General features: G+C 66.9%; 25 protein-coding genes. 13 read left to right on the plus strand and 12 right to left on the minus strand.

What is annotated here, in order from left to right:
• Positions 1-89 precede the first annotated feature (89 nt).
• The 9 genes from proC (at position 90) to E4634_RS14530 (ending at position 8,952) form a co-directional block, all read left to right on the plus strand.
• Positions 90-911, plus strand: coding sequence for a pyrroline-5-carboxylate reductase (proC, locus tag E4634_RS14490; RefSeq protein ID WP_135445116.1), 822 nt, complete (start codon positions 90-92; stop codon positions 909-911).
• Positions 912-916: 5 nt separating this feature from the next.
• The gene (locus E4634_RS14495; RefSeq protein WP_135445118.1) at positions 917-1,504 is read left to right on the plus strand and encodes a YggT family protein; all 588 of its coding nucleotides are present in this window, start codon (positions 917-919) and stop codon (positions 1,502-1,504) included.
• A gap of 7 nt (positions 1,505-1,511) precedes the next feature.
• On the plus strand, positions 1,512-2,663 hold the full coding sequence (metX, locus tag E4634_RS14500; protein WP_135445120.1) for a homoserine O-succinyltransferase MetX: 1,152 nt from the start codon (positions 1,512-1,514) through the stop codon (positions 2,661-2,663).
• Positions 2,663-3,256: a methionine biosynthesis protein MetW gene (gene metW / locus E4634_RS14505; protein WP_135445122.1), complete on the plus strand. Its 594-nt coding sequence runs from the start codon at positions 2,663-2,665 to the stop codon at positions 3,254-3,256. Before metX ends, metW begins: the two co-directional genes overlap by 1 nt.
• A 7-nt stretch (positions 3,257-3,263) precedes the next feature.
• Complete coding sequence (locus E4634_RS14510; protein ID WP_135445124.1) at positions 3,264-3,713, plus strand: DUF4426 domain-containing protein; 450 nt, start codon at positions 3,264-3,266, stop codon at positions 3,711-3,713.
• Complete coding sequence (gene rdgB, locus E4634_RS14515; RefSeq protein WP_135445126.1) at positions 3,710-4,315, plus strand: RdgB/HAM1 family non-canonical purine NTP pyrophosphatase; 606 nt, start codon at positions 3,710-3,712, stop codon at positions 4,313-4,315. The genes E4634_RS14510 and rdgB overlap by 4 nt, the downstream gene beginning before the upstream one ends.
• A gap of 2 nt (positions 4,316-4,317) precedes the next feature.
• Complete coding sequence (gene hemW / locus E4634_RS14520; RefSeq protein ID WP_135445128.1) at positions 4,318-5,448, plus strand: radical SAM family heme chaperone HemW; 1,131 nt, start codon at positions 4,318-4,320, stop codon at positions 5,446-5,448.
• Positions 5,449-5,476: 28 nt separating this feature from the next.
• Positions 5,477-5,932, plus strand: coding sequence for a protein tyrosine phosphatase family protein (locus E4634_RS14525; RefSeq protein WP_135445130.1), 456 nt, complete (start codon positions 5,477-5,479; stop codon positions 5,930-5,932).
• A gap of 113 nt (positions 5,933-6,045) precedes the next feature.
• The gene (locus E4634_RS14530) at positions 6,046-8,952 is read left to right on the plus strand and encodes a serine/threonine-protein kinase (RefSeq protein ID WP_135445132.1); all 2,907 of its coding nucleotides are present in this window, start codon (positions 6,046-6,048) and stop codon (positions 8,950-8,952) included.
• 24 nt (positions 8,953-8,976) lie between these two features.
• On the opposite strand, the gene E4634_RS14535 is transcribed toward E4634_RS14530, so the two are convergent.
• From E4634_RS14535 to ftsY, 7 genes are all read right to left on the minus strand, one after another.
• Entirely contained in the window at positions 8,977-9,885 is a 909-nt protein-coding gene (locus E4634_RS14535; RefSeq protein ID WP_135445134.1) for a hypothetical protein, read from the minus strand.
• A 156-nt stretch (positions 9,886-10,041) separates the two neighbouring features.
• Entirely contained in the window at positions 10,042-10,728 is a 687-nt protein-coding gene (gene trmB, locus E4634_RS14540; protein ID WP_135445136.1) for a tRNA (guanosine(46)-N7)-methyltransferase TrmB, read from the minus strand.
• A gap of 2 nt (positions 10,729-10,730) precedes the next feature.
• The gene (locus tag E4634_RS14545; RefSeq protein ID WP_206046894.1) at positions 10,731-11,108 is read right to left on the minus strand and encodes a DUF423 domain-containing protein; all 378 of its coding nucleotides are present in this window, start codon (positions 11,106-11,108) and stop codon (positions 10,731-10,733) included.
• A 94-nt stretch (positions 11,109-11,202) separates the two neighbouring features.
• Positions 11,203-12,057 (minus strand): RNA polymerase sigma factor RpoH, encoded by an 855-nt coding sequence (gene rpoH / locus E4634_RS14550; protein WP_135445140.1) that lies wholly within the window; start codon positions 12,055-12,057, stop codon positions 11,203-11,205.
• 149 nt (positions 12,058-12,206) lie between these two features.
• Entirely contained in the window at positions 12,207-13,190 is a 984-nt protein-coding gene (ftsX, locus tag E4634_RS14555) for a permease-like cell division protein FtsX (protein WP_240725194.1), read from the minus strand.
• Complete coding sequence (gene ftsE, locus E4634_RS14560; protein ID WP_135445142.1) at positions 13,187-13,852, minus strand: cell division ATP-binding protein FtsE; 666 nt, start codon at positions 13,850-13,852, stop codon at positions 13,187-13,189. The genes ftsX and ftsE overlap by 4 nt, the downstream gene beginning before the upstream one ends.
• On the minus strand, positions 13,849-15,177 hold the full coding sequence (gene ftsY, locus E4634_RS14565) for a signal recognition particle-docking protein FtsY (protein WP_135445144.1): 1,329 nt from the start codon (positions 15,175-15,177) through the stop codon (positions 13,849-13,851). The genes ftsE and ftsY overlap by 4 nt, the downstream gene beginning before the upstream one ends.
• Before the next feature lie 80 nt (positions 15,178-15,257).
• On the opposite strand from ftsY, the gene rsmD reads away from it, so the two are divergent.
• The gene (gene rsmD, locus E4634_RS14570) at positions 15,258-15,851 is read left to right on the plus strand and encodes a 16S rRNA (guanine(966)-N(2))-methyltransferase RsmD (protein ID WP_135445146.1); all 594 of its coding nucleotides are present in this window, start codon (positions 15,258-15,260) and stop codon (positions 15,849-15,851) included.
• A 43-nt stretch (positions 15,852-15,894) separates the two neighbouring features.
• A complete protein-coding gene (coaD, locus tag E4634_RS14575; RefSeq protein WP_135445148.1) occupies positions 15,895-16,380 on the plus strand; it encodes a pantetheine-phosphate adenylyltransferase in 486 nt (161 codons plus the stop codon).
• Between the two features lie 60 nt (positions 16,381-16,440).
• On the opposite strand, the gene E4634_RS14580 is transcribed toward coaD, so the two are convergent.
• The 5 genes from E4634_RS14580 to radC form a co-directional block, all read right to left on the minus strand.
• Complete coding sequence (locus E4634_RS14580) at positions 16,441-16,818, minus strand: hypothetical protein (protein ID WP_135445149.1); 378 nt, start codon at positions 16,816-16,818, stop codon at positions 16,441-16,443.
• A 57-nt stretch (positions 16,819-16,875) separates the two neighbouring features.
• Positions 16,876-17,688, minus strand: a complete 813-nt coding sequence (gene mutM, locus E4634_RS14585; RefSeq protein WP_135445151.1) for a bifunctional DNA-formamidopyrimidine glycosylase/DNA-(apurinic or apyrimidinic site) lyase — start codon at positions 17,686-17,688, stop codon at positions 16,876-16,878.
• Between the two features lie 108 nt (positions 17,689-17,796).
• Entirely contained in the window at positions 17,797-17,952 is a 156-nt protein-coding gene (gene rpmG / locus E4634_RS14590; RefSeq protein ID WP_135445153.1) for a 50S ribosomal protein L33, read from the minus strand.
• A gap of 14 nt (positions 17,953-17,966) precedes the next feature.
• Positions 17,967-18,203, minus strand: coding sequence for a 50S ribosomal protein L28 (gene rpmB / locus E4634_RS14595; protein ID WP_135445155.1), 237 nt, complete (start codon positions 18,201-18,203; stop codon positions 17,967-17,969).
• Between the two features lie 472 nt (positions 18,204-18,675).
• The gene (radC, locus tag E4634_RS14600; protein ID WP_135445157.1) at positions 18,676-19,350 is read right to left on the minus strand and encodes a RadC family protein; all 675 of its coding nucleotides are present in this window, start codon (positions 19,348-19,350) and stop codon (positions 18,676-18,678) included.
• A 105-nt stretch (positions 19,351-19,455) separates the two neighbouring features.
• Here radC and coaBC point away from each other — a divergent pair, with 105 nt between their 5' ends.
• Both coaBC and E4634_RS14610 read left to right on the plus strand, forming a co-directional pair.
• Complete coding sequence (coaBC, locus tag E4634_RS14605; protein WP_135445159.1) at positions 19,456-20,661, plus strand: bifunctional phosphopantothenoylcysteine decarboxylase/phosphopantothenate--cysteine ligase CoaBC; 1,206 nt, start codon at positions 19,456-19,458, stop codon at positions 20,659-20,661.
• A 76-nt stretch (positions 20,662-20,737) separates the two neighbouring features.
• Positions 20,738-23,299 (plus strand): phosphomannomutase/phosphoglucomutase, encoded by a 2,562-nt coding sequence (locus tag E4634_RS14610; protein ID WP_135445161.1) that lies wholly within the window; start codon positions 20,738-20,740, stop codon positions 23,297-23,299.
• The last annotated feature ends 29 nt before the right edge of the window (positions 23,300-23,328 follow it).

The raw sequence follows: 23,328 nt of genomic DNA on the forward strand, positions 1-23,328 counted from the left end.
CGGTCCAGCGGGTATACTGCCGCATTGTTTTGGCACTGACTTTTATTGCACGCAACTGCTGCGTGCAATCTGGGGACAACGAGGACACCTTGGACACGCCACTGATCGCCTTTATCGGCGCCGGCAACATGGCCGCGAGCATCGTCGGCGGGCTGCTTGAAAGCGGCTACCCGGCCGGTCGGATTCGCGCCGCCGACCCCTTCGAACAGAGCCTTGCGCGCATCGGCGAACTGGGCCCTGTCGCCACTGGCACGGACAACAACGCCGCGGTCGACGGTGCCGACGTGATCATCCTCGCGGTCAAGCCGCAGATCATGGGCGAGGTCTGCCAGGCTCTCGCCCCGGCACTGGCGGGCAGCGGCGCGCTGGTTATCTCGATTGCCGCGGGCATCACCATCGACAGCCTGCGCGGCTGGCTCGGACAGGCCACCCCCATCGTGCGCTGCATGCCCAACACCCCTGCGCTGGTCGGTTGCGGCGCCACCGGCCTGTACGCCACCGACGACGTCAGCGAGCAGCAGCGCGCCCACGCCACACAGATCCTCGAGGCCGTTGGCCTCGTCGAGTGGGTCGGTGCCGAGATCGACCTGGATGCGGTGATCGCCGTCTCCGGCAGCGGCCCGGCGTACTTCTTCCTGTTCATGGAAGCCATGATCGAGCACGGCGAACGCCTCGGCCTGGACCGCGACACCGCGACCCGCCTGGCCCAGCAGACGGCACTTGGCGCGGCGCGCATGGCGCTGGAGAACGACGTCGACGTGGTCGAATTGCGCCGGCGGGTGACCAGCCCCGGCGGCACCACGCAGGCCGCCATAGAAAGTTTCGAGGCCGCGGGTTTGCGGCGCATCGTGCAGGATGCCATGCAGGCGGCGGTGGACCGCGCCGCCGAGATGGCCCGGGAGATGGGATAGACACCATGGGAGCACTCAACGAAATCGCGATCTACCTGGTGCAGACCGCGCTCAGTCTGTACCTGGTCGCCATGCTGCTGCGCTTTTTGCTGCAACTGGTACGCGCGGACTTCTACAACCCGGTGAGCCAGTTCCTGGTCAAGATCACCAACCCGCTGGTACTGCCGTTGCGCCGCGTGCTGCCCGGCTTCGGCGGCATCGACCTGTCCTCGCTGGTGCTCTGCCTGCTGCTGCAGATGCTGATCTTCATCGTCTTGCTCGGCCTCTACGGGGCGGGTTTCCCCAGCCCCATCGCGCTGCTGGTGTGGGCGCCGATCGGGTTGCTCAGCCTGTTGCTGAATGTCTATTTCATCGCCATCATCGCCATGATCATCCTCAGCTGGCTGTCGCCGGGCGGCGGCCATCCGGTGGTCATGCTGCTGTACCAGCTCACCGAGCCGGTGATGTCACCCTTCCGCCGCCTGCTGCCGCCGATGGGCGGATTCGATTTCTCGCCGATCATGGTATTCATCCTGCTCAACGTGGCGCAGATCATCGTGCGCAACCTCGCCGGCGGCGTCGGCCTGCACCCGGCCCTGGTGATCGGCCTCTGAGCCACGCATGGTGAGCGCACCCCGCGACAGCCGCTCCGTCGGGCTGGTACAGCCGCAGGTTGCGCACTTCGCCGAAGCACTGCCACTGGCCTGCGGCCGCGAGCTGGCGGACTACGAACTGGTCTACGAAACCTACGGCACACTGAACGCGGCGAAGAGCAATGCGGTGCTGGTCTGCCATGCACTCTCCGGCCACCACCACGCCGCCGGCTACCACAGCGAGGAAGATCGCAAACCCGGCTGGTGGGACGAGTGCATCGGCCCGGGCAAGCCCATCGACACCGAGCGTTTTTTCGTCGTCAGCCTGAACAACCTCGGCGGCTGCCACGGCTCCACCGGCCCGACCTCGATCAACCCCGCCACCGGCAAACCCTGGGGTCCGGACTTCCCGCCCCTGCGCGTGCGCGACTGGGTGCACAGCCAGGCGCGGCTGGCGGACTACCTGGGCATCGACTGCTGGGCCGCGGTGATCGGCGGCAGCCTCGGCGGCATGCAGGCCATGCGCTGGGCGCTGGAATACCCGGAGCGCCTGAAGCACTGCGTGGTGATCGCCGCGGCGATGAAACTCAGCGCGCAGAACCTGGCCTTCAACGAGGTGGCGCGGCAGGCGATCCTCTCCGACCCGGCCTTCGACGAGGGGCGCTACCTGGCCAACGACGCGATCCCCGCCCAGGGACTCGCCCTGGCGCGCATGGTCGGCCACATTACCTATCTGTCGGATAACGCGATGGCGGCCAAATTCGGCCGCGACCTGCGCTCGGGCAACTTCAACATTGGCAGCGAGGAAGGTGTGGAATTCCAGGTACAGAGCTACCTGCGCTACCAGGGCAGCCGCTTCTCCGGCAGCTTCGATGCCAACACCTATATCCTGATGACCCGCGCCCTGGACTACTTCGACCTCGCCCGGGAGTACGACAACGACCCGGTGCAGGCCTTCGGCCATGCCCGCTGCAGTTTCCTGGTGGTCTCGTTCTCCACCGACTGGCGCTTCTCGCCGCAGCGCTCACAGGAAATCGTCGACGCGCTGATCGCCGCGGACAAGCCGGTGAGCTATATCGACATCGAGGCGGACGAAGGCCACGACGCCTTCCTCATGCCTATCCCCGCCTACCTGGCCGCCTTCAGCGCCTACATGCGGCGGGTGGGGGGCGACGCCTGATGCGCCAGGACCTCACCCACATCGTGCGCTGGATCGCCCCCGGCTCGAGGGTGCTGGACCTCGGCTGCGGTGACGGCGAGTTCCTGCAGCAACTGCGCGAGCGGCTCGAGGTGCGCGGCACCGGGCTGGAAATTGACGACGGGCGCATCACCACCGCCATGGGCCGTGGCCTGGACATCATCAAGCAGAACATGGACGAGGGCCTGGGCAACTTCCCGGACCAGAGTTTCGACACCGTGGTGCTCGCCCACGCCCTGCAGGCGGTGCGCCACCCGGACCTGGTCCTCGCCGAGATGCTGCGTATCGGGCGCGAGTGCATCGTCACCTTCCCCAATTTCGGCCAGTGGCGCTGCCGCCTGCACCTGGGCGTGTTCGGGCGCATGCCGGTGTCGCGGCTGATGCCCTACTCCTGGTACGACACGCCCAATATCCACTTCTGTACCGTGCGAGATTTCGAGGTGCTATGCCGCGAGCAGGGCATCCGCATACTGGCCCGCGACATGGTCGGTGGACCGGGCGGGGAAAACCGCCTGATGGCCCGCTTCTGGCCCAACCTGTTCGCCACCACGGCGATCTACCACATCACCCGGTGAGGTGCCCATGCGCTATCTGCTCTGTTCCCTGATTGTTGCCGTCACCGCGCTCGCCGTGCCCGCGTCGGCACAGCAGTCGAAACGCTTCGGCCCCTACGAACTGCACTACGCGGTAGTCAACACCACCTTCCTCGACCCGCAGGTCGCCGCCGCCTACGGCATCGTGCGCGGCGACGATCGCGCCATCCTCAACCTGGCGCTGCGCGAGCATCTGCCCGACGGCAGTGACGTGGCGCGCGCCATGCAGCTCAAGGGAAGTAGCTGGGACCTGCTGCAGAAATCCACCGAGCTGGAGTTCCAGGAAGTGAGCGAACCGCCGGCGATCTACTACATCGCGCCCTTCGATTTCCTGAACGAGGAATGGCGGCACTTTGAGATTCATTTCCGCGCCGAGAACAGCGACGAGACGCAAACCTTCAAATTCAAGCAGCAGGTCTACGAGGAACTGAAAAAATGACAGGCGGCGAGCAGCGCAGCATCGTGCTGGCCAGCGGCAACCAGGGCAAGTTGCGCGAGCTTGGCCGCATCCTCGCGCCGCTCGGCGTAACCCTGCGGGCACAGTCCGATTTCGACGTGCCGGAGGTCGCAGAAGACGGCCTGAGCTTCGTTGAGAACGCGATCATCAAGGCCCGCGCCGCCTGCCAGCACAGCGGACTGCCCGCCATCGCCGACGATTCGGGCCTGGAGGTGGACTACCTCGACGGCGCCCCGGGTATTCACTCGGCACGCTATTCCGGCGAGGGAGATGCCGGCAACAACGCAAAACTGCTGCGCGCCCTGGAGGGCCTGCCGGAAGTGCAACGCACCGCGCGCTTCCAGTGCGTGCTGGTCTACCTGCGCCACGCACAGGACCCCACGCCGCTAATCTGCCAGGGCAGCTGGGAGGGACGCATACTGGAGGCGCCGCGCGGCGAGCAGGGCTTCGGCTACGACCCGCTGTTTTTCGTGCCAGAGGAAGGTTGCAGTTCAGCGGAGCTCCCTCCGGTAGTGAAAAACCGCATCAGCCATCGCGCGCGCGCTTCCGCCGCGCTGCTGGAGGCGCTGGGTCAGCGGCGTTGAAGATGCCCGCACCGCCGCTCAGTCTTTACGTGCACCTGCCCTGGTGCGTGCGCAAGTGTCCCTACTGCGATTTCAACTCCCACGAAGCGCACGGCATACCCGAGCGCGAGTACGTGAACGCCCTGTTGCACGACCTGCGCCGCGATGCGCCCCTGGCCGGCGGCCGCGAGATTCGCAGCGTGTTCATCGGCGGCGGCACCCCCAGCCTGTTCAGCGCCGAGGGCATCGCCACGCTGCTCGCCGGCCTGCGCCGCGAGGTGGCTTTCGCCGCGGACGTCGAGATTACGCTGGAGGCCAATCCCGGGAGTGCCGAAGGGGAGAAGTTCCACGGCTTTCGCGCCGCGGGCGTGAATCGTCTGTCCCTGGGCATACAGAGCTTCGACGCGGAGAAACTGCGGGCCCTGGGCCGGGTCCACGACCCCGACCAGGCGCTGGCCGCCGTCGAGTTCGCCGAGACCGCGCGCTTCGACAGTTTCAATATCGACCTCATGCACGGCCTGCCCGGCCAGGACGTGGAGGCCGCACTGGCCGACCTGCGCATGGCGATCCTGTGCGCACCGGCGCACCTGTCCTGGTACCAGCTGACCATCGAGCCCAATACCGTCTTCCACAACCGCCCGCCACTGCTGCCGGTGGAGGAGGAACTGGCCAACATCCAGGACGAGGGGGAAAAGGTGCTCGACTTCGCCGGCTACCGGCAGTACGAGATCTCCGCCTACAGTCGGCGCGGCAAGCAGTGCCGCCACAACCTGAACTACTGGCAGTTTGGCGACTACCTGGGTGTAGGCGCCGGCGCCCACGGCAAGGTAACCGATGCCCATGGCGATGTCTGGCGCTACACCAAGACGCGCATGCCGGCGGACTACATGCGCGCCCAGGACCCGACAGCCCAGCGCCACCAGGTGCCCCGTGACGAACTCGCCGGCGAGTTCATGCTCAATGCGCTGCGCCTGAACGCCGGCTTCGCGCTGGCGGACTTCGAGGCGCGTACCTGCCTGTCGCGCGAGGTGCTGGCCCCGGGCATCCAGCGCCAGGTGGACAACGGACTGCTCGAGTGCGACGGTGACCGGGTGCGCGCCAGCCCCTTGGGGCGGCGCTTCCTGGATTCGGTCATCGCCGAGTTCTTCGACTGATCCCGCGCAGCGCGAGGGAGCTGGCCACATGCACGACTGGCGCAACTACCTGCAAATAGATGACTGGCTGCACACCGCCGGCCAGCCCGACGCCGGGCAACTGGCGACACTCGGCGCGCTGGGCATCCGCCACGTGATCAACCTCGCCCTGCCCGACTCCGACAACGCGGTAGCCGACGAGGCACGCATCGTCGCCGCGCAGGGTATCGACTACCTGAATATCCCGGTGGATTTCGAGAACCCGACCCGCGCGCAGTTTGAGCTGTTCTGCACCTGTCTGGATGCGGTCGCCGGCGAACCGACCCTGGTGCATTGCGCCTACAATATGCGGGTTTCCGCGTTCGTCTACCTGTATCGCGTCACCCGGTGCAACCTGGCGCCCGAGGAGGCGCGCCAGGCGCTGCTCCAGCTGTGGGAGCCGTCCGGGGTGTGGGCCGCGTTTGTCGAATCCTGTCTTGCTGCGTGGGAAGATCCTCCCCGCTAACCCTGCGTCTGCGCACAGGAGTGCTATATTTCTCTGGTTAGGGGGAAAGCACAGCCGCTCTCCGATTCGCTACATACAACGCAGACACCACCAGATCCGGCGGAGCCGCGGATATGGAATTTCCAACAATACCGGGGTACACCATCCTCAAGCGCCTGGGACACGGGGGCATGGCGGACATCTTCCTCGCCGAGCAGACCAGCTTTGGCCGCCAGGTCGCGCTCAAGGTGATGTCGCCGCACCTGTTGCGCGACCCCTCCTTCGGTGACCGCTTCCTGCGCGAGGCGCGCATCGTGGCGCAACTCACGCACCCGAACTTCGTGCCGGTCTACGAGGTCGGGCGGCACGAGGACTTCCACTACCTGTCCATGGAGTACCTGCCCGGCGGCAGTCTCAAGGAACTGCTGCAGCGCGGCATCGCGCTGGCCGAGGGCTTTCGCATCGCCCGCGAACTGGCCTCGGCGCTGGACTACGCGGCGCGGCGCAAATTCGTCCACCGCGACGTCAAGCCAGAGAACATCCTGCTGCGTGAGGACCGCAGCGCGGTCATCTGCGATTTCGGCATCGCCAAGCAGACCGACGGTGAGACACAGATGACCCAGGCCGGCGTGATCGTCGGCACCCCCAGCTACATGAGCCCGGAACAGGCCATGGCGCGCAACCCGGATGGTCGCTCGGACCTGTACAGCCTGGGCATCATATTCTACGAGATGATGGTGGGCGAGGTGCCCTTTGCCGGGGATTCCCCGGTCTCCACCGGCATCATGCACATCAACAACCCCATCCCGCGCCTGCCCGAGCAACTGGCCGGTTTCCAGGCATTCATCGACCGCGCGCTGGCCAAGGATCCCGATAACCGCTTCCAGACCGGCCGGGAGTTTCTCGACGCGCTGGAAGAACTGGAGGTGGACAACGCCGAGCTGGTCCACATCAACCCGCCCGCCGCGGTGGTCTCGGCCGGCGCGGCGCGGCGCAGCGGGCGCGGCAGCACCACCGGACGCACGGGCGGCAGCGGCTCGCGCAACCTGTCCTCGCACCTGGATACCCAGACCGCGGTGCTGCAACCGCGCCGCCCACGGCGACTCACCACCTGGATTACCGCAGCGACCACCGTGGCCATGGGTGCCACCGGCTGGTGGCTGTGGCAGGCCAACCAGTCCCCGCCGCTGCCCAGCCGCAGCGCCGCGACCTCGACATCCACCCACGATGTCGCCACCTGGACCGCGGACCTGTTACGCAGGGCGCGGCAGGCGATGGACCAGGGCAGGCTCTACGGCAACGACGGGCAGAACGCACAGGCCTACCTCACCAGCCTGCTCGAACTGGCACCCGACGACAGCGGCGGCCGGGTGGCGATCAATCGCCTGTTCGGCCTCTACCTCGAGGGTACGGGCGAGGCCCTCGAGCAGCAGGACTTCCGTCGCGCGCGGGAGCTGTTGCAGCAGGCGTCACTGATCAACTTCTACGTCAGCGACGAGGAACTGGTACAGCACAAGCTGGTACTACAGGAGGCGCTGGCCGCCAACCAGCAGCAGCAACAGATCACCGAACAACGCGACGACCGCACCTCCCGGCTGCTCGACGAGGCCGGGCGACTGCTCGCCGCGGGACAGCTGACCAGCCCGCTGGATGCCAACGCCTATGTGCGCTACCAGGACGTGCTCGCCCTGGATCCGCAGAACGCCGCCGCCCAGCAGGGTATCGTCACCATCGCCGGGCTGCTGCTGGAACAGGCCCGCGCGCAGGCCGACGCCGGCGAACTCGGCCGCGCCGACGCACTGATTCGCGCCGCGTTGCAGGTGTATCCGCAGCACCCGGACCTGGCGGCGACCAGCGACAGTGTGCGGATGGAGAAAGAGGCACTGCTGCAACGGCTTGACGAGGAAACACGCAAGCTGTCCGCCCGCCAGGAAGCACAGCGCGAGGCCCTGCAGGCGGAGCGCAGCGCCCGCCAGGAACGGGTGCAGGCGCTGCTCGCCGGCGCCGAGAAAGACCTCGCGGCCGGCCGCCTGGATGCCCCGACCGGCGAGAACGCGGTGGAGAAATTCCGCGAGGTGCGCGAACTCGACCCGGCCAACCTCGATGCCCTGACCGGTATCGAGAAGGTCGCCGGGCGTTTCATCGACGCCGCGCTGGCCGACCTGAAGTCTGGCGAGCTCGACGTCGCCGAGACCAAGCTACAACGTGCACGCAGCCTGTCGCCGGCCAATGCACGCTATGCCCAGGTGCAGATCGCGCTGATCGAGGCGCGCGACCGCCTGCAGCAGCAGGCGGCCGCGGACAGCCAGCGCACGCAGCGGGTCGCCGCCCTGTTGCGCGGCGCGCAACAGGCGGCACAGCGCGGCAACCTCTACCTGCCGCGCGGCGACAACGCGCTGGAGAGCCTGCAACAGGTACTGGAACTGGACCCGGGCAACGCCGAAGCGCTGGCACTGCGCGCGTCGCTGCTGGAACAGGTGGCCGCCGACACCCAGCTCAGCCTGGAGAAAAAGGCCTACGGCGAGGCGCAGCAGGCGATCGCTGCACTGGAAGCGGGTGGCGCGCCGGCGGCGCGGGTACAGGCGCTGAAGAACACCCTGGCCGCGGCAACCGCGCCGGCCCGGCCCACCGCCGAAGTGCCCACGGTCCCCGCCGTGCGCGAACAGCGCAAGGCGCAAGCCGACGAGATCCTGGCCAGCGCCGACGCGCTGACCGCGACCCCGTATACCCGGCCCGGACTGTTCGGCAACAACCGCCAGGCGCTCGCTACCTTGCGCAGCGCAGCGCAGAAGATCGACGAGGCCCGGACAATCACCGGCGAGACACCGGCGCTCGCCCGCTCCCGGGCCAAGCTGGTGGAGAAGTACGGCAAGATCATCGCGCTGCACGTGGACGACGGCAACGCGGAGGCTGCGCGCGAATTCCTGGATGACCTCGCCGCCAGCGGGCTGGGCGCCGATGCTCTGGCGCGCTGGAGCGACCAGGTGGCCAGCCTCGAGCAACGGGCCGGCCGCAAGGGCATGTCGATCAGTTCGTTCTGATCAACCTACCGGTACCATCGGGCGCTAGAGGTACCACTGCACACCCAGCGTGAGCGTGGTCATGGTCTCCTTGGTGTCGGTCACCGAGCCCGCCGCCAGGCCGCTGTCGTCGGAGGTGGTCGCCTCGTACTGCTGGGTGCGCAGATCGACGAAATACCCCATGCGCTGGGACAGTGGCTGCGACCAGGCGAGGCCGAGACTGAAGCCGTCCGCATCCCCCTCGAGATCGAGGTGGTACTGCGGCTCCTTCGGCCCGCCGAAGTTGTCGTTGAAGCGCGACTCGAGGAACGCGTAGGCGAAACTTACCGACAGCGTGCCGGTGTCGAACACGTTCCAGGCATAGCTGGCGCCGACGAACCAGCCATCCTCCCGGTAGGTCTGCTCGTACTTGGGCAGGCCGGCGACGTAGTGGTAGTGGGCGCGGTTGCCGGAGCCGGGGATGATCGCCGAACCGAGGTCGCCACACACCGGCTCTTCCTCGCTGATATCCAGGGGACATCGCGGTAGCGGCGTCAGCGTCGTTTCACCCACCAGGTAGCCGGCAAACACGTTGGCGGTGCGCCACACCCGGTAGCCGGCGGTGATGCTGTAGTCCTCGCGCTCGGCCTCTATCGGGGTGCGCGCGTTGGTCAGCGAGCCCTGGCTGTCAGCCTTGACGTTGGAGTAGGTGCCCTCGTACTTGAGCGAGACGTAACCGCGCCTGTACACCGCCGCGAGCCCGGCGCTCAGCGAGGGCAGGTCGGCGTCCATCTCCACATTGAGGGTCCGCGCGAGACCCCGGATATCCTGCTCGAATTCCAACTGCTTGTACTGCACCCCGAGCTGCGGCACCCAGGCGATCTCGTCGAGGAAACTTTCCGCGGCGACCTGCGAACAGGCGGCGCTACCGGCGAGCAGGAACAGCCCGCACAGTGAATGCTTGTTGAACGACAAGGACAGGCCCTCCGTGGAAAATCGACAACCGCGGCCCCCCGGCCCGCGATGCGACTGGACAATCACCCGGCCCGCAACAACTCCCTGTCGGCGGCAAGCGCCGGTGATCTGGGCATTAAAACCCAGTCGTGACGGACATGCAAAAACAGGCGTGCTTCAGGCGCGAGTGAAGAGCAGATCCCACACCCCGTGTCCGAGACGCTCCCCGCGCTGCTCGAACTTGGTCAGCGGGCGGGAATCGGGACGCGGCGAATACTGGCCCGGGCCGGCCTGGTTGCGCAGTGCGGCACAGGCGCTGAGCACCTCCAGCATCTGCTCGGCGTAGTTCTCCCAATCGGTGGCCAGGTGCAGCAGGCCGCCGGGAGCCATGCGGGACACCAGCAGCTCGACGAAAGGCGGCTGGATCAATCGGCGCTTGTGGTGGCGTTTCTTGTGCCAGGGGTCGGGGAAAAAGATCTGGATGCCGTCCAGGCTTTCGGGTGCGATGCAATCGCGCAGCACCTCTACGGCGTCGTGGCAGTAGACGCGGATGTTGTCGACGCCCTGGTCGGCCATGCTGTGCAGCAGGCGGCCCACACCGGGCCGGTGCACCTCAACGCCGACAAAATTCGTTGTCGGTGCGGCGGCCGCCATCGTCACCAGCGACTGGCCCATGCCGAAGCCGATCTCCAACACCCGCGGCCCGCCCCGGCCGAAGGCGCGCTCGAAATCCAGGGCGCCGTCCGCGTGCTCCAGACCCCAGCGCGCCCAGTGTTCATCGAAGGCGCGCTGCTGGCCCGGGGTCATGCGCCCGGTGCGCAGCACGTAACTGCGAATCGGGCGCGCCTGTCGCGGGTCACTCATGTTTAGTTGAGCATCTTCCAGCCGACGGCGGCGAGGCAGCCCCAGCCGGCGATGAACGCCAGTCCACCGAGGGGGGTGACAGCGCCCAGCCATTTCACACCGGTCATGGCCAGCAGGTAGAGGCTGCCGGAGAAGATCACAGTGCCCAGCAGGAACAGCCAGCCGGCGCTCTTGAGCAGGGCGGTCTGCGGCTGGTGCAGGGCAATGATGCCCACCGCCAGCAGGGCCAGCGCATGGTAGAAATGGTATTGCACGCCGGTCTGGTAGATCGCCATGTAATAGGGGTCCAGGCGATCGCGCAGGCCGTGCGCGCCGAAGGCGCCGACAATCACGGCAAACATGCCGCTGAGGGAGGCGAGGGTGATGAACAGTTTGGCCATGGGCGGGATATCTGTGCTGGGATAGATGCCCGGCCGATTATAACCGGAACCGCGCCCGCCGGCAGGCGGGCAGCGGATTTGGCCGAACGCGGGGTCAGGCGGCGATCGCGGCCCGCAGTTTTTTCATGGCATTGGCCTCGAGCTGGCGAATGCGCTCGGCGGACACGCCGTACTGGTCGGCGAGCTCGTGCAGGGTGGCCTTTTCCTCGGCCAACCAGCGCTGGGCGAGAATATCGCGGCTGCGCTCATCGAGGTCGGACAGCGCATTGTGCAACTGCGCTTCGCTGTTTTCCTGCCATTCGCTCTCCTCGACACTGCGCGCCGGGTCTGCGCTGTGGTCCTCGAGGTAGTACTGCGGCGCCTGCCAGGCTTCGTCGTCGTCGCTGTCCACCGGCAGGTCGAAGGCGACGTCACGGCTGGACAACCGACCCTCCATGCGCTGCACTTCCTTGACGTCGACGCCGAGATCATCGGCCACCGCCTGGGCTTCCTGGGCGGTCAGCCAGGCCAGGGTCTTCTTCTGTCCGCGCAGGTTGAAGAACAGCTTGCGCTGGGCCTTGGTGGTGGCGATCTTGACGATGCGCCAGTTGCGCAGAATGAACTCGTGGATCTCCGCCTTGATCCAATGCACGGCGAAGGAGACCAGGCGCACACCCTTCTCCGGGTTGAAGCGCTTGACCGCCTTCATCAGGCCGACGTTGCCCTCCTGGATCAGGTCCGCCTCGGCCAGGCCGTAGCCGGAATAGCTGCGGGCAATGTGCACGACAAAGCGCAGGTGAGACATCACCAGCTCGCGCGCGGCATCGACGTTGTCGTTGTAGAACAGGTCCTCGGCCAGCTCGCGTTCGCGCTCCGGGCTGAGGATGGGGATGCTGCCTACCGCCTGCACATAGGCGGCGAGGTTGGCTCCCGGTACCAGCTGGTCGACAGGTCGCAGACTCAGGTTCATTGCATGGACCTCCATCAATGGGGCAGTAATATTAGCACTCAATCCATTAGAGTGCTAATCGCCGGAAAGTTCCCTGGCGCCGCGCCAAATGACGAATTTTATTTGTGAAATATCAATAAGATAGGAGAGGTTTTCGCGCTTTTAGGGGACTAGCGGGGAACGATGGCCGCAAGGTGCCGGCTGACCGCCAGCCAGGCCCCCGCAAGGCCCAGCAAACCGCCGATAATCACCAGGTTGAGCACCCCCATGATGCCCGGTCCGCGCAACTCGAATCCGCTCTGGTAGAGCCGGGCGAGCTCACCCACCGGCCCCTGCAGGTACCACAGGGCGGCGTTGACCACGAGTCCCGCCACCAGGCCGCCGCCGACCCCGTACCACAGGCCGGTGTACAGGAACGGCCGCCGCACGAAGGGATTGCTGCCGCCCACCAGCTTGACGATGACAATCTCGTCGCGCCGGTTCTCGATAGCGAGGCGGATAGTATTGCCGAGGATCAGGATCACCCCCACCAGCAGCAGCGCGCCGACCGCCATCACCATGCGCCGGCCGAGGTCCATCAGGCTGTTGAGGCGCTGCAGCCACTGCATGTCGAGCACCGCCTCGTCGACCTTGTCGCGCTTGTCGAGGTTGTCGCGCAGGGTGCGCACGGCGTCCTGGTCCAGGCGCGGGGCGGGGGTCACCAGCAGCAGGTTGGGCAGCGGGTTGTCGTCCAGCTCCGCGAGCACCTCGGCAAACCCGGACAGCGCACCGAACTCGGCCAGGGCGTCGTCGCGGGAGACCAGGTGCACCTGGGCCACCTCCGCGCTGCGCTCCAGCGCCTGCGCCAGTTCCGCGGCCGCCGCGGCGTCCACGTCCGTGTGCAGGAACAGTGAGATCTGTGTCGGGCTCTCCCAGCGCGCGCTCAGCTCAGCGGCGTTGTCGAGGGTGACACTGAGCCCCACCGGCAGGGCCAGGGCGATACCGATCACCAACCAGGTCATCAGGCTGGAAAACGGCCGCTCCAGAACGCGCTGCAGGCTTTCCGCCGCGGACAGCCGGTGGTGGCGCAACCAGGCCCGGTACTGGTCAGCCATGCGCGCCCGGCTGAGGCTGGCGCCCTCGCCGCGCGGGCGGTCGCTGCGCGCACGGCTCACAACAGCCCCCCGGTCACCAGGCGACCCTCGCGCAGGGTGAGGATGCGGTGGCGCAGGCGCGAGATCAGGGCCAGGTCGTGGCTGGCGATGAGCACCGTAACGCCGACCTGGCTGAAGGATTCGAACAGCTGCATGATCTCGGCGGAGAGTTCCGGGTCCAGGTTGCCGGTGGGTTCGTCCGCCAGCAGGATCTTGGGCCGACCGACCACCGCGCGGGCGATACCCACGCGCTGCTGCTCGCCCCCGGACAGGGTCACCGGCATGGCGCGTTCGCGCTTGAGCAGGCCGACCTTGTCCAGCGCCGCGCGCACCCGGCGACCTACCTCGCGGTGGTCGTAGCCGCTGATCACCAGCGGCAGGGCAACGTTGTCGAACACATTGCGATCAAACAGCAACTGGTGGTTCTGGAACACCACCCCGATCTGCCGGCGGTGGCCGGGGATGCGTCGATTGGACACCGTGGATAGATCCCGCCCGTCCACCACCACCTTGCCGCGGGTGGGGCGGTCCATGAGCATGATCAGGCGCATCAGGGTGCTCTTGCCGGCCCCGGAATGGCCGGTGAGGAAGACCAGGTCGTCGCGGGCGATATCGAAGCTGACTTCCCGCAGGGCATCGTGGCCCTCCGGGTAGCGCTTGCTCACCCGCTCAAAACTGATCATGCAGGGCGGTCGTCCCCGGCAAACAGCGCTTCGATAAACGGCTGCGCCTCGAAGGGACGCAGGTCCTCGGCGCTCTCGCCGATGCCGATGAAGCGGATCGGCAGGCCCAGCTTGCGGGCTATTGCGAAGATCACGCCGCCCTTGGCGGTGCCGTCGAGCTTGGTCAGGGTGATGCCGCTGACCCCGACCCACTGGCGGAAGTGGTCGGCCTGGGCCAGGGCGTTCTGGCCGGTGCCGGCGTCCAGCACCAGCATGACCTCGTGGGGCGCGCCGGGGTCCAGTTTGCCCATCACCCGGACCACCTTCTTCAGCTCTTCCATGAGGTTGTCCTTGTTGTGCAGGCGGCCGGCGGTATCGGCGATAAGCACGTCCACACCGCGGGCCTGGGCCGCCTGCAGGGCATCGAACACCACCGAGGCGCTGTCCGCGCCGGTGTGCTGGGCAACCACCGGCACGTTGTTGCGATCGCCCCAGGCCTGCAGCTGCTCGACAGCCGCGGCGCGGAAGGTGTCGCCGGCGGCGAGCATCACCGAGCGGCCCTCGTCCTGGAACCGGCGCGCCAGCTTGCCGATTGTCGTGGTCTTGCCCACGCCGTTAACTCCTACCATCAGGATAACGTAGGGTTTGTGAGCGCTTACATCGAGAGGGCTTTCACAGGGCTGCAACAGGCCCAGCAGTTCCTCCTGCAGGGCGTTCTGCAGGGCCGCGGGGTCGGTGAGTTCCTTGCGCGATACGCGCTGGGTGAGGCGGCCGATGATCTCCATGGTGGCCTCGACACCGACGTCGGCGAGTAGCAGGCGCGACTCCAGCTCCTCGAGCAGTTCGGCGTCAATCTCCTTGCGCCCGAGGAACAGGTTGCCGAGCCCGGCGACGAGGTTGTCGCTGGTGCGACCCAGTCCGCGCCGCAGGCGGGCGAAGAAGCCGGGCTTGTCGGCGCCGGTATTCTCCTTGCCCGGAGCCGGTTGCTCGACGGGCGGTGCGTCGGCGCTCGCTGCCTGGGCGGTCGGCTCAGGCGCCGCAATATCTTGCGCGACCGGCTCAGGTTCGGGCCTGGGTTCGGTCTCGGGTTCGAGGTCGGGCGGCGGCACGGGCGGCGGCACGGGCGGCTGCTCAGCGGCCGGGACGGCGCTGGCCTCCGGGCCAGGGCCTGCCGCGGAGACTTCCGGGCCGGCGCTGGCTTCGGGGCCGGGTGCAGGGGTATCGGTCGCGGCCTCGGCGTCAGCCGCCGGCGGCGTCCCGCTGGGCTCCGCCGCTGTGCCGGAAACGTCCTTGTCTTCCGCAGGCGCGGGCGCCTCCGGCGATTTCTTGCGTTTGAAAAATTTCATCTCGGTCGTGCTAGAGTGGGCTGTCGCCAGAGAAGCGACGGCGAAACCACTATCCTAACATTCCTGCCAAGAGTGAAGAAATGTCGCGAGCGAGCGGGCGGCCGGGGCACAGCGAGCTGCGCATCATCGGCGGCCAGTGGCGCGGCCGCAAACTGCGCTTCGCCCCCGAAGAGGGCCTGCGCCCGACCACCGACCGGGTGCGCGAAACCCTGTTCAACTGGCTGACCCCCGAAGTACACGGCGCGCGCTGCCTGGACCTGTTCGCGGGCAGCGGCGCGCTGGGCCTCGAGGCCCTGTCACGCGGCGCCGCACACTGCGATTTCGTCGATACCTCGCCGCGCGTCATCCGCCAGTTGCGCCAACACCTGGACACCCTGGGCGCAGGCGCCGCCGGCTGCTGCCACCAGCGCCCGGCGCTGGACTACCTCGCGGGGCAATCCGATGCGGCCCAGCCCTGGGATATCGTATTCGTGGACCCGCCCTTCGGCCACGCGCTCGCCGGACCGAGCTGCGCCCAACTCGACGCACGCGGGTTGCTGGCACCGGATGCCCTGGTCTATCTCGAGACCGGCGCCGGCGAGCCGCTGCCCGAACTGCCCGCGGGCTGGGACTGCCACCGGGAGAAACGCGCCGGCGGCGTTGCCTACCGGCTGTTCGTTGTGACACCCGGGTAAACCGTATACCATCCGCTGCTTTTACCCCGGCAGGAAACCAGCGATGCGCACCGAGACCGTGATCTACCCGGGCACCTTCGACCCGCTGACCAACGGCCACGTGGACCTCGCCGAGCGCGCGTCACGGCTATTCGACCGGGTCGTCCTGGCCATCGCCTACAGCGAGAAGAAAACCCCGCTGTTCACCCTGGAACAGCGCGTTGAACTGTGCCGCAGCAGCCTCGCCCACCTGGACAATATCGAGGTGACCGGCTTCAACACCCTGCTCATCGATTTTGCCCGCAGCCAGGGCGCGCACTGTGTGCTGCGCGGCCTGCGCGCGGTGGCGGACTTCGAATACGAGTTCCAGCTGGCGAACATGAACCGCGCCATGTACCCGGAATTCGAGAGCATCTTCCTGACGCCCTCCGAGCACCTGTCGTTCATTTCCTCATCGCTGGTGCGGGAGATCGCCAGCATGAACGGCGATATCACGCCCTTCGTGCCCGCACCGGTGGCGCAGGCACTGCAGGAACGCTTCAAACGCTGAAAGGCCGGCGCAGGGGCCGGCCCGGAAGGAAGTGCGCCCGCTCGAGGCGGACGGTGACGCTTACTCCGCTGCGGCCTCTTCAGCCGCCGCCCGCTCCTGGGCCTCGTGGTAGGCGTCGATGTCCTTGTGGGTGTAGCCGACGTTGCGACAACCCAGGCAACGGGCGAAGGTGGCTGCGCCCGGACCGATGATCAGTTTGTCCGCCGCTTCCCCGGCGTGGCCCGAGAGCAGGGTGAACGGCAGGCTGACCAGCCAGACCGCAGTGCCCCCCACGGTAATCGCCGCGCCCAGCGGCCGCGCGACCACCAGGTCGCCCGCCATGGCCCAGGGATTCGGGCTTTCATCAACGGCGGAATCGGCCCAGAGCATCTGCGGTGCCAACAGGCAGGCGATCATAAAAGCAGTGACGGCGCGACGTGCGCCCAGTCGAGTTTTCATTGTTTTTCTCCCCGGGGTTTTCACCCAGTCCCCTAATCTCCAGCAAGTTTAGCCTGTTCATCGCTGGCAGGTCACGCAATAGACCGTGCTGCGCTGGCCTAATCTGGAGTTTTTTAAAGTTTTTCCGCAGCGCTTGCAGGGCTGCCCCTCGCGGCCATAAACGGACAGCTCCTGGGCGAAATAACCGGGCTTGCCGTCGCCGCCGACAAAATCCCGCAGTGTCGTTCCACCATGCCCGATAGCGAAAGTAAGTACTTGCTTCACTTCTTCGGCGAGGCGCTCGTAGCGGGCCTGCGACACACGCCCGGCGGGCCGTTGCGGGTGGATACCGGCGGCAAACAGGGCCTCCGCGGCGTAAATATTGCCAACGCCGACGACGATGTTCTGGTCCATGAGGAAGGGTTTGACCGGCCCCTTGCGCCCGCGCGCGCGGCCGTACAGGTAGGCGCCGTCGAACTCGGCGGACAGCGGTTCGGGCCCGAGGCGCCCGAGCAGGGGGTGTTGCTCGCCGGGCTCCAGCCACAGGCAGCAACCGAACCGGCGCGGGTCGTTGAAGCGCAGGGTGAGGGTATCGGCGAAGCGGATATCCAGGTGGTCGTGCTTGCCCGGTGCCTGCCCCGCCGGGACCACCCGCAGGGAACCCGACATGCCCAGGTGCATGAGCGCGCTACCGGCGGCGGTGCGCAGCAACAGGTACTTGGCCCGGCGTTCGACAGCGTCGATCACCTGCCCGGCCATGCGCTGCGGCAGGTCTCCCGGCACCGGCCAGCGCAGGCGCGGTTCGCGCACGATAACCTGCTCCACCCGGCGCCCCAGGACATGCGGCTCGATACCGCGGCGGGTGGTCTCGACTTCGGGCAACTCGGGCATGGGCCGTGGGCTCCTCAGGCCTGGCGGGCGCGGCGGGTATGGCTGGCCTGGCGCAAAGACAAAAAACCCCGGACAAGCCGGGGTTCAGTGCGATCCGGGAGGCGAGACTTACTTGATCTTGCCTTCCTTATACACGACGTGCTTGCGGGCGACGGGATCGTATTTCTTGATTTCCATCTTGTCGGGCATGGTCCGCTTGTTCTTGTCGGTGGTGTAGAAGTGACCAGTACCCGCGGTGGAGTTGAGGCGAATCTTGTCTCTCATGGGTGTCTCCTCGCTTAAACCTTCTCGCCGCGGGCGCGAATGTCCTCGAGGACGCTCTCGATACCCTTCTTGTCGATGATACGCATGCCCTTGGAGGAGACGCGCAGGCTGACGAAGCGCTTCTCTGACTCCACCCAGAAACGGTGCTGGTGGAGGTTGGGCAGGAACCGGCGACGGGTGCGGTTCTTTGCGTGTGATACGTTGTTACCGGTGACCGGACGCTTGCCGGTGACCTGACATACTCTTGCCATGATACGGGTCTCCCAAATCGCGGGACATGCTTGAAATTTGTAGCTGCGGCCGGCTCGAAAAGGGGGCCCCACCGCGCGGAGCGCGACTTTATACCAGAAGGGATATGGCATAGCAAGCGGTATTCGGCGGGGTCTGGTGCCGATTGCGTGGGTGCCGGGCCGAGGACCGATGCTTCGGGTTGGCTGGAGACCCGGCGCGGGAGTGCGGGCTGTAGTGAATCCGCGGACTGCGTGGTGCCGGTGCCCGAGTGAAGGTCGGGCGTGGGGGGAATCGGCCCGGGCGTGGGGGAATTCAGCCCGGGCGTGGGGGCCGGCCAGCGCGGCATCAGTCGCCGGGTGGAACACGCCAAACAGCGCACGTCCATGTGCAGGCTCGGGTGGCGGCGCATTGTGCTTTCTCTGTCCTCTGTCGCTTCCTCTTTCTATTGTTACGTCTTACCTCCGTTGACATATTTCCAGCACCATCCAGGGCCTACAACAAACCCTGCTCGGCGAAGGAGTACTCCCTGCCGCGGCCGACGATGATGTGGTCGAGGACGCGGATGTCGAGCAGGCCGAGGGCGGCGCACAGGCGTTCGGTGATGCGGCGGTCGGCGCTGCTTGGTTCGGCGACACCGGAGGGGTGGTTGTGGGCGAAGATGACCGCCGCGGCGCTGTATTGCAGGGCGCGCACGGCGACTTCCCGCGGGTAGACGGCGGCGCCGTCCAGGGTGCCGAGGAACAGGTCTTCGCAGCGCAGCACGCGGTGCTGGTTGTCGAGGAAGATGACGCTGAACACCTCGCGGTTGAGGCCGCCTAGGTGGTGCTGGAGGAAGCGCCGGGTCTGGGCCGGGCTGGATAGCACGTCGCTGCCCTCGAGTTCCTGCAGGGCCTGGCGCCGGGCGAGTTCCTGGGCGGCGCGCAACACGGCGAGCTTGGCCTCGCCCACGCCGCGGCAGGCGAGGAGACTACTGCGGTCGGCGCGGACCAGGCCGGCCAGAGAACCGAAGTGGGCGAGCAGGTCACCGGCCAGGGCCACGGCGTTGCGGCGGCTGTAGCCGGTCTGCAGCAACACCGCGAGCAGTTCCGCGTCGGAGAGCACCGCCGCGCCGTGGCGCAGCAAGCGGTCGCGCGGCCCCTCCCCCGCCAGCCATTGCGTTTGCGTCATTCATCCGCCCCTCCCCGGGCCGCCACCGCGCCTGTGTCAAATCCACGGGCCAGGTGGTATCTTTCCTTCCCTTTACGGGGCTATTGTGTCAATTCGGGCGCACCGATGGGACATCTTTTCAATCGCAACATCCTGCTTGGGGTAAGCGGCGGCATCGCCGCCTACAAGTCGGCGGAGCTGGTGCGCCAGTTGCGCGGGCTGGGCGCTACTGTGCGCGTGATCATGACCCGCGGCGCGCAGGAGTTCATCACGCCACTCACCCTGCAGGCGCTGTCCGGGCATCCGGTTCACACCGAGTTGCTGGATGAGCAGGCGGAGCTGGGCATGGGCCATATCGAACTGGCCCGCTGGGCCGACCTGCTGCTGCTGGCACCGGCCACCGCCGACCTCATCGCCCGTCTCGCCGCCGGGCGCGCCGACGACCTGCTGACCACGGTCGCCCTGGCCACCCCCGCGCCGCTGCTGGTGGCCCCGGCGATGAACCAGCAGATGTGGGCGGACCCCGCGACGACAGCCAATATTGCGACGCTCGAAAGCCGCGGCATCCGCCGCATAGGTCCCGCCAGCGGCGAACAGGCCTGCGGCGATGTCGGTCCTGGCCGCATGGAGGAGCCCGCAGTCATTGCCGCCGCCGCAACAGACGTGTTCAGCGATGGCGCCCTGGCCGGCCGCCGCGTGGTGATCACCGCCGGCCCCACCCGCGAGGCGCTGGACCCGGTGCGCTACTTGTCCAACCACAGCTCGGGCAAGATGGGCTACGCCCTGGCCCGCGCCGCCGTGGACGCCGGTGCCCGTACCACCCTGGTCAGCGGCCCGGTAAATCTCGAGGCACCGGCGCACGTGGTGTGCCGGCGGGTGAGCAGCGCCCAGGACATGCTCGAACAGTGCCTGGACCTGCTCCCGGAGTGCGACATCTTCATTGCCTGCGCCGCGGTCGCGGACTACCGTCCGGCGGCGCGGGCCGGGCAGAAAATCAAGAAATCCGCAGACACCATGACGCTGGAACTGGTCCGCAACCCGGATATCGTCAGCGCCATCGCCGGCAGCGAGCAGCGCCCCTTCAGCGTGGGCTTTGCCGCGGAAACGCGCGACGTACTGGACTACGCACGCGCCAAACGCGCGGCCAAGCGGCTGGATATGATTGTCGCCAACGACGTGGCGGACACCTCCATCGGCTTTAATAGCGCGGACAACGCGGTCACCGTGATCTGGGACGGCGGGGAGCGCGCCCTGGAAAAAGCCAGCAAGGCCAGTATCGCGCGCCAGATCATCGCGCTGGTCGCTCAGGCCTGCGGCCCGGCAAAGAGTTGAGGTTCCGACAGTTGCGGCTACACCGCCCGCCGCGGGCGTAATATCATGCGTTGGATAAGGGGAATCGGCCGGGACCATGTTCAAGAAATTCACAAAGAAGAAAAAGGCAACTGAGAACCCGGCCGCGCCCGGCCGCGGGATCGTCGCCGGGGCTAACGCGATCTACCAGGTCACGGGGATCGGCCTGGCGATCGCCGTCCTTATCCTGGTAGGTACGTTTGTCTTCCTCGCACTGGTCCGCGAACCCGCGGTACGTGCGGCACAGATGGAAAACATCGCCGGCAACTACGCCGAGCAACAGGCCGGCACCGTCAACGCCTACGTCGCCCTGCTGCGCCAGCGCCTGGCCGGCAGCGCCGGCTCCGCTACCGCCGGCAGCGTGCTGCAAGGGCAGGACCGCGAGGCAATCGCGGCAGTGGAGCGCGAACTCATCGCCGCCTTCCCGGATCTGGTCAGCCTGCGCGTGGTTCCAGTGGGAGAAATGGGCACGGCGGAGTTCGACTCCGGCGAGCACGGCCTGCGCAATCACATCGAGGTGGACATGGTGCGCCGCGCCGCCGAGGGCAACCCGACCCAGCCGGAGTCCTTCCGCCACGAGGATCGCTGGCTGACCTCGCTGGCGGAACTGGTCAGGGGTGAGACCGAGGCTCTCAACGCGGTCATCGTCGCCAGCGTCGACAACGCCACCTTCGCCACCCTGCTGGAATCGGTGAACCCCGGCTCCGGCCACTACGCCCTGGAGCAGCGCTTCACCAACAGGGATGGCAGCACCCACACCAATACTATCGCCGAGGCGGGCAGCGGCAACGTCTCGAGTTACGAGAGCTTCGCGGTCATCCCGGACACCAACTGGCGGATCGCCTTCACCCCGTCAAAGACACTGATGGCAACGCTGGCGGTCTCCAACCGGCCGCTCTACGTGGTGCTGGGTATGTGCCTGGCGGCGGTGATCGGCGGCTTCGTGATCGTCGCCGTGCGCATTCCCAAAATTATCGAGCACGACACGTTCCGTATCCTCGCCGCGGCGGATCGCAAGACCGACCTCACGCTCGCGGTACCCCAGCTTGTGGACGTGGCTCGCCAGCTGCGCCGGGCCACCCTGCGCGCGCTGCGCCAGGCCGCGGAACCCGACCGGGCGATCGCGGTGGAATCCGAAGGCGAGATCCTGGACTTCGAGGACAACGACCTCGGTGCAGATTTCGATGAAGTGCTCGACCTGGATACCGAGATCGACGAGGAAGAAGCCGCCACCGTGGCTATACCCACCGGCTTCCCGGCGCACATCTTCCGCGCCTACGATATTCGCGGCAACGCCGCGGACGAGCTGACCTCGGAGCTGATGGCGCAGATCGGCCAGGCCCTGGGCAGCATCGCCGGCGAGCGTGACGAACAGACCCTGCTGGTCGGCTGCGACGGGCGCACCAGCAGCCCGGCATTGAAGTCGGCACTGGTGCGCAGCCTGCTGGAAACCGGGCGCGACGTCATCGACATCGGCCTGGTGCCCACCCCGATCCTGTATTTTGCCACCCAGCACCTGAACGCCCACTCCGGGCTGATGATCACCGGTAGCCACAACCCACGTACCGACAACGGCCTGAAAATCGTACTCGGCCAGCAGACCATCCACGCCGGCGGTATCCAGCAGGTGCGCGACCGCGTGCTGCGCGGCGGCTTCAGCCAGGGCAAGGGCCGGCTCATCAACGAGGACGTGGTCGCCACCTATGTCGACCAGATCCAGCAGGACATCGCCATCGCCGTACCGCTGAAGATCGTCATCGACGCCGGCAACGGCGCCACCAGCGAACTCGCGCCGCTGCTCTTCGAGGAGCTGGGCTGCGAGGTGATCCCGATGTTCTGTACCCTGGACGGCAACTTCCCCAACCACCCACCGGACACTTCCGACGAAGCCAACCTCACCGCCCTGGTCCAGCGCGTACAGGATGAAGGTGCAGACTTTGGCGTGGCCTTCGACGGCGATGGCGACCGCCTCGCGGTGGTCACCCCCAGCGGCCGCATCGTGCGCTCGGATGTGCTGCTGATGATCTTCGCCCAGGATGTGGTCTCCCGGAACCCGGGCGCCGACGTGGTGTTCGATGTGAAATGCAGCCGCAACCTCACCGACCTGATCACCCAGTGCGGCGGCCGGCCAGTGCTGTGCCGCACCGGCCACGCCTTCATGAAACAGAAGATGGCAGAGACCGGCGCCCTGCTCGGCGGCGAGTTCTCCGGCCACATGTTCTTCGGCGAGCGCTGGTTCGGTTTTGACGACGGCATGTACGCCGCCGCTCGCCTGGCCGAGATCCTCAGCACCCAGGGCGACGACCTCGACACCATTATCGAGGCCTTCCCGACCAGCGTGAACACGCCGGAAATCAGGATTCCTGTCGAGGAGTCAGAGAAACAGCCGCTGATCGAGCGCATCACTCGCAACGCGGACTTTTCCTCCGGCAAGGTCAACACCATGGACGGTATCCGCGTGGACTTCGCCGAGGGCTGGGGCCTGCTGCGCGCCTCCAATACGACGCCGGCACTCACCGCCCGCTTCGAGGCTGAATCCGAAGAAGCGCTGGACGCCATCATGCACGAGTTCCGCCAGCAGATCGCGCTGGTCGACCCGTCACTCAAACTCAATTTCTAGGCCGGCGGCGACCGGAACGGGAACCCAGC

The organism is Mangrovimicrobium sediminis (assembly GCF_004745945.1).
Lineage (GTDB): Bacteria > Pseudomonadota > Gammaproteobacteria > Pseudomonadales > Halieaceae > Mangrovimicrobium > Mangrovimicrobium sediminis.

Excerpts from the sequence above, each read along its gene's own strand:
- E4634_RS14495 (WP_135445118.1), top strand. The coding sequence starts at position 917 with ATGGGAGCACTCAACGAAATCGCGATCTACCTGGTGCAGACCGCGCTC.
- metX (WP_135445120.1), top strand. The coding sequence starts at position 1,512 with ATGGTGAGCGCACCCCGCGACAGCCGCTCCGTCGGGCTGGTACAGCCG.
- metW (WP_135445122.1), top strand. The coding sequence starts at position 2,663 with ATGCGCCAGGACCTCACCCACATCGTGCGCTGGATCGCCCCCGGCTCG.
- E4634_RS14510 (WP_135445124.1), top strand. The coding sequence starts at position 3,264 with ATGCGCTATCTGCTCTGTTCCCTGATTGTTGCCGTCACCGCGCTCGCC.
- rdgB (WP_135445126.1), top strand. The coding sequence starts at position 3,710 with ATGACAGGCGGCGAGCAGCGCAGCATCGTGCTGGCCAGCGGCAACCAG.
- hemW (WP_135445128.1), top strand. The coding sequence starts at position 4,318 with ATGCCCGCACCGCCGCTCAGTCTTTACGTGCACCTGCCCTGGTGCGTG.
- E4634_RS14525 (WP_135445130.1), top strand. The coding sequence starts at position 5,477 with ATGCACGACTGGCGCAACTACCTGCAAATAGATGACTGGCTGCACACC.
- E4634_RS14530 (WP_135445132.1), top strand. The coding sequence starts at position 6,046 with ATGGAATTTCCAACAATACCGGGGTACACCATCCTCAAGCGCCTGGGA.
- trmB (WP_135445136.1), bottom strand. The coding sequence starts at position 10,728 with ATGAGTGACCCGCGACAGGCGCGCCCGATTCGCAGTTACGTGCTGCGC.
- E4634_RS14545 (WP_206046894.1), bottom strand. The coding sequence starts at position 11,108 with ATGGCCAAACTGTTCATCACCCTCGCCTCCCTCAGCGGCATGTTTGCC.
- rpoH (WP_135445140.1), bottom strand. The coding sequence starts at position 12,057 with ATGAACCTGAGTCTGCGACCTGTCGACCAGCTGGTACCGGGAGCCAAC.
- ftsE (WP_135445142.1), bottom strand. The coding sequence starts at position 13,852 with ATGATCAGTTTTGAGCGGGTGAGCAAGCGCTACCCGGAGGGCCACGAT.
- ftsY (WP_135445144.1), bottom strand. The coding sequence starts at position 15,177 with ATGAAATTTTTCAAACGCAAGAAATCGCCGGAGGCGCCCGCGCCTGCG.
- rsmD (WP_135445146.1), top strand. The coding sequence starts at position 15,258 with ATGTCGCGAGCGAGCGGGCGGCCGGGGCACAGCGAGCTGCGCATCATC.
- coaD (WP_135445148.1), top strand. The coding sequence starts at position 15,895 with ATGCGCACCGAGACCGTGATCTACCCGGGCACCTTCGACCCGCTGACC.
- E4634_RS14580 (WP_135445149.1), bottom strand. The coding sequence starts at position 16,818 with ATGAAAACTCGACTGGGCGCACGTCGCGCCGTCACTGCTTTTATGATC.
- mutM (WP_135445151.1), bottom strand. The coding sequence starts at position 17,688 with ATGCCCGAGTTGCCCGAAGTCGAGACCACCCGCCGCGGTATCGAGCCG.
- rpmG (WP_135445153.1), bottom strand. The coding sequence starts at position 17,952 with ATGAGAGACAAGATTCGCCTCAACTCCACCGCGGGTACTGGTCACTTC.
- rpmB (WP_135445155.1), bottom strand. The coding sequence starts at position 18,203 with ATGGCAAGAGTATGTCAGGTCACCGGCAAGCGTCCGGTCACCGGTAAC.
- radC (WP_135445157.1), bottom strand. The coding sequence starts at position 19,350 with ATGACGCAAACGCAATGGCTGGCGGGGGAGGGGCCGCGCGACCGCTTG.
- coaBC (WP_135445159.1), top strand. The coding sequence starts at position 19,456 with ATGGGACATCTTTTCAATCGCAACATCCTGCTTGGGGTAAGCGGCGGC.
- E4634_RS14610 (WP_135445161.1), top strand. The coding sequence starts at position 20,738 with ATGTTCAAGAAATTCACAAAGAAGAAAAAGGCAACTGAGAACCCGGCC.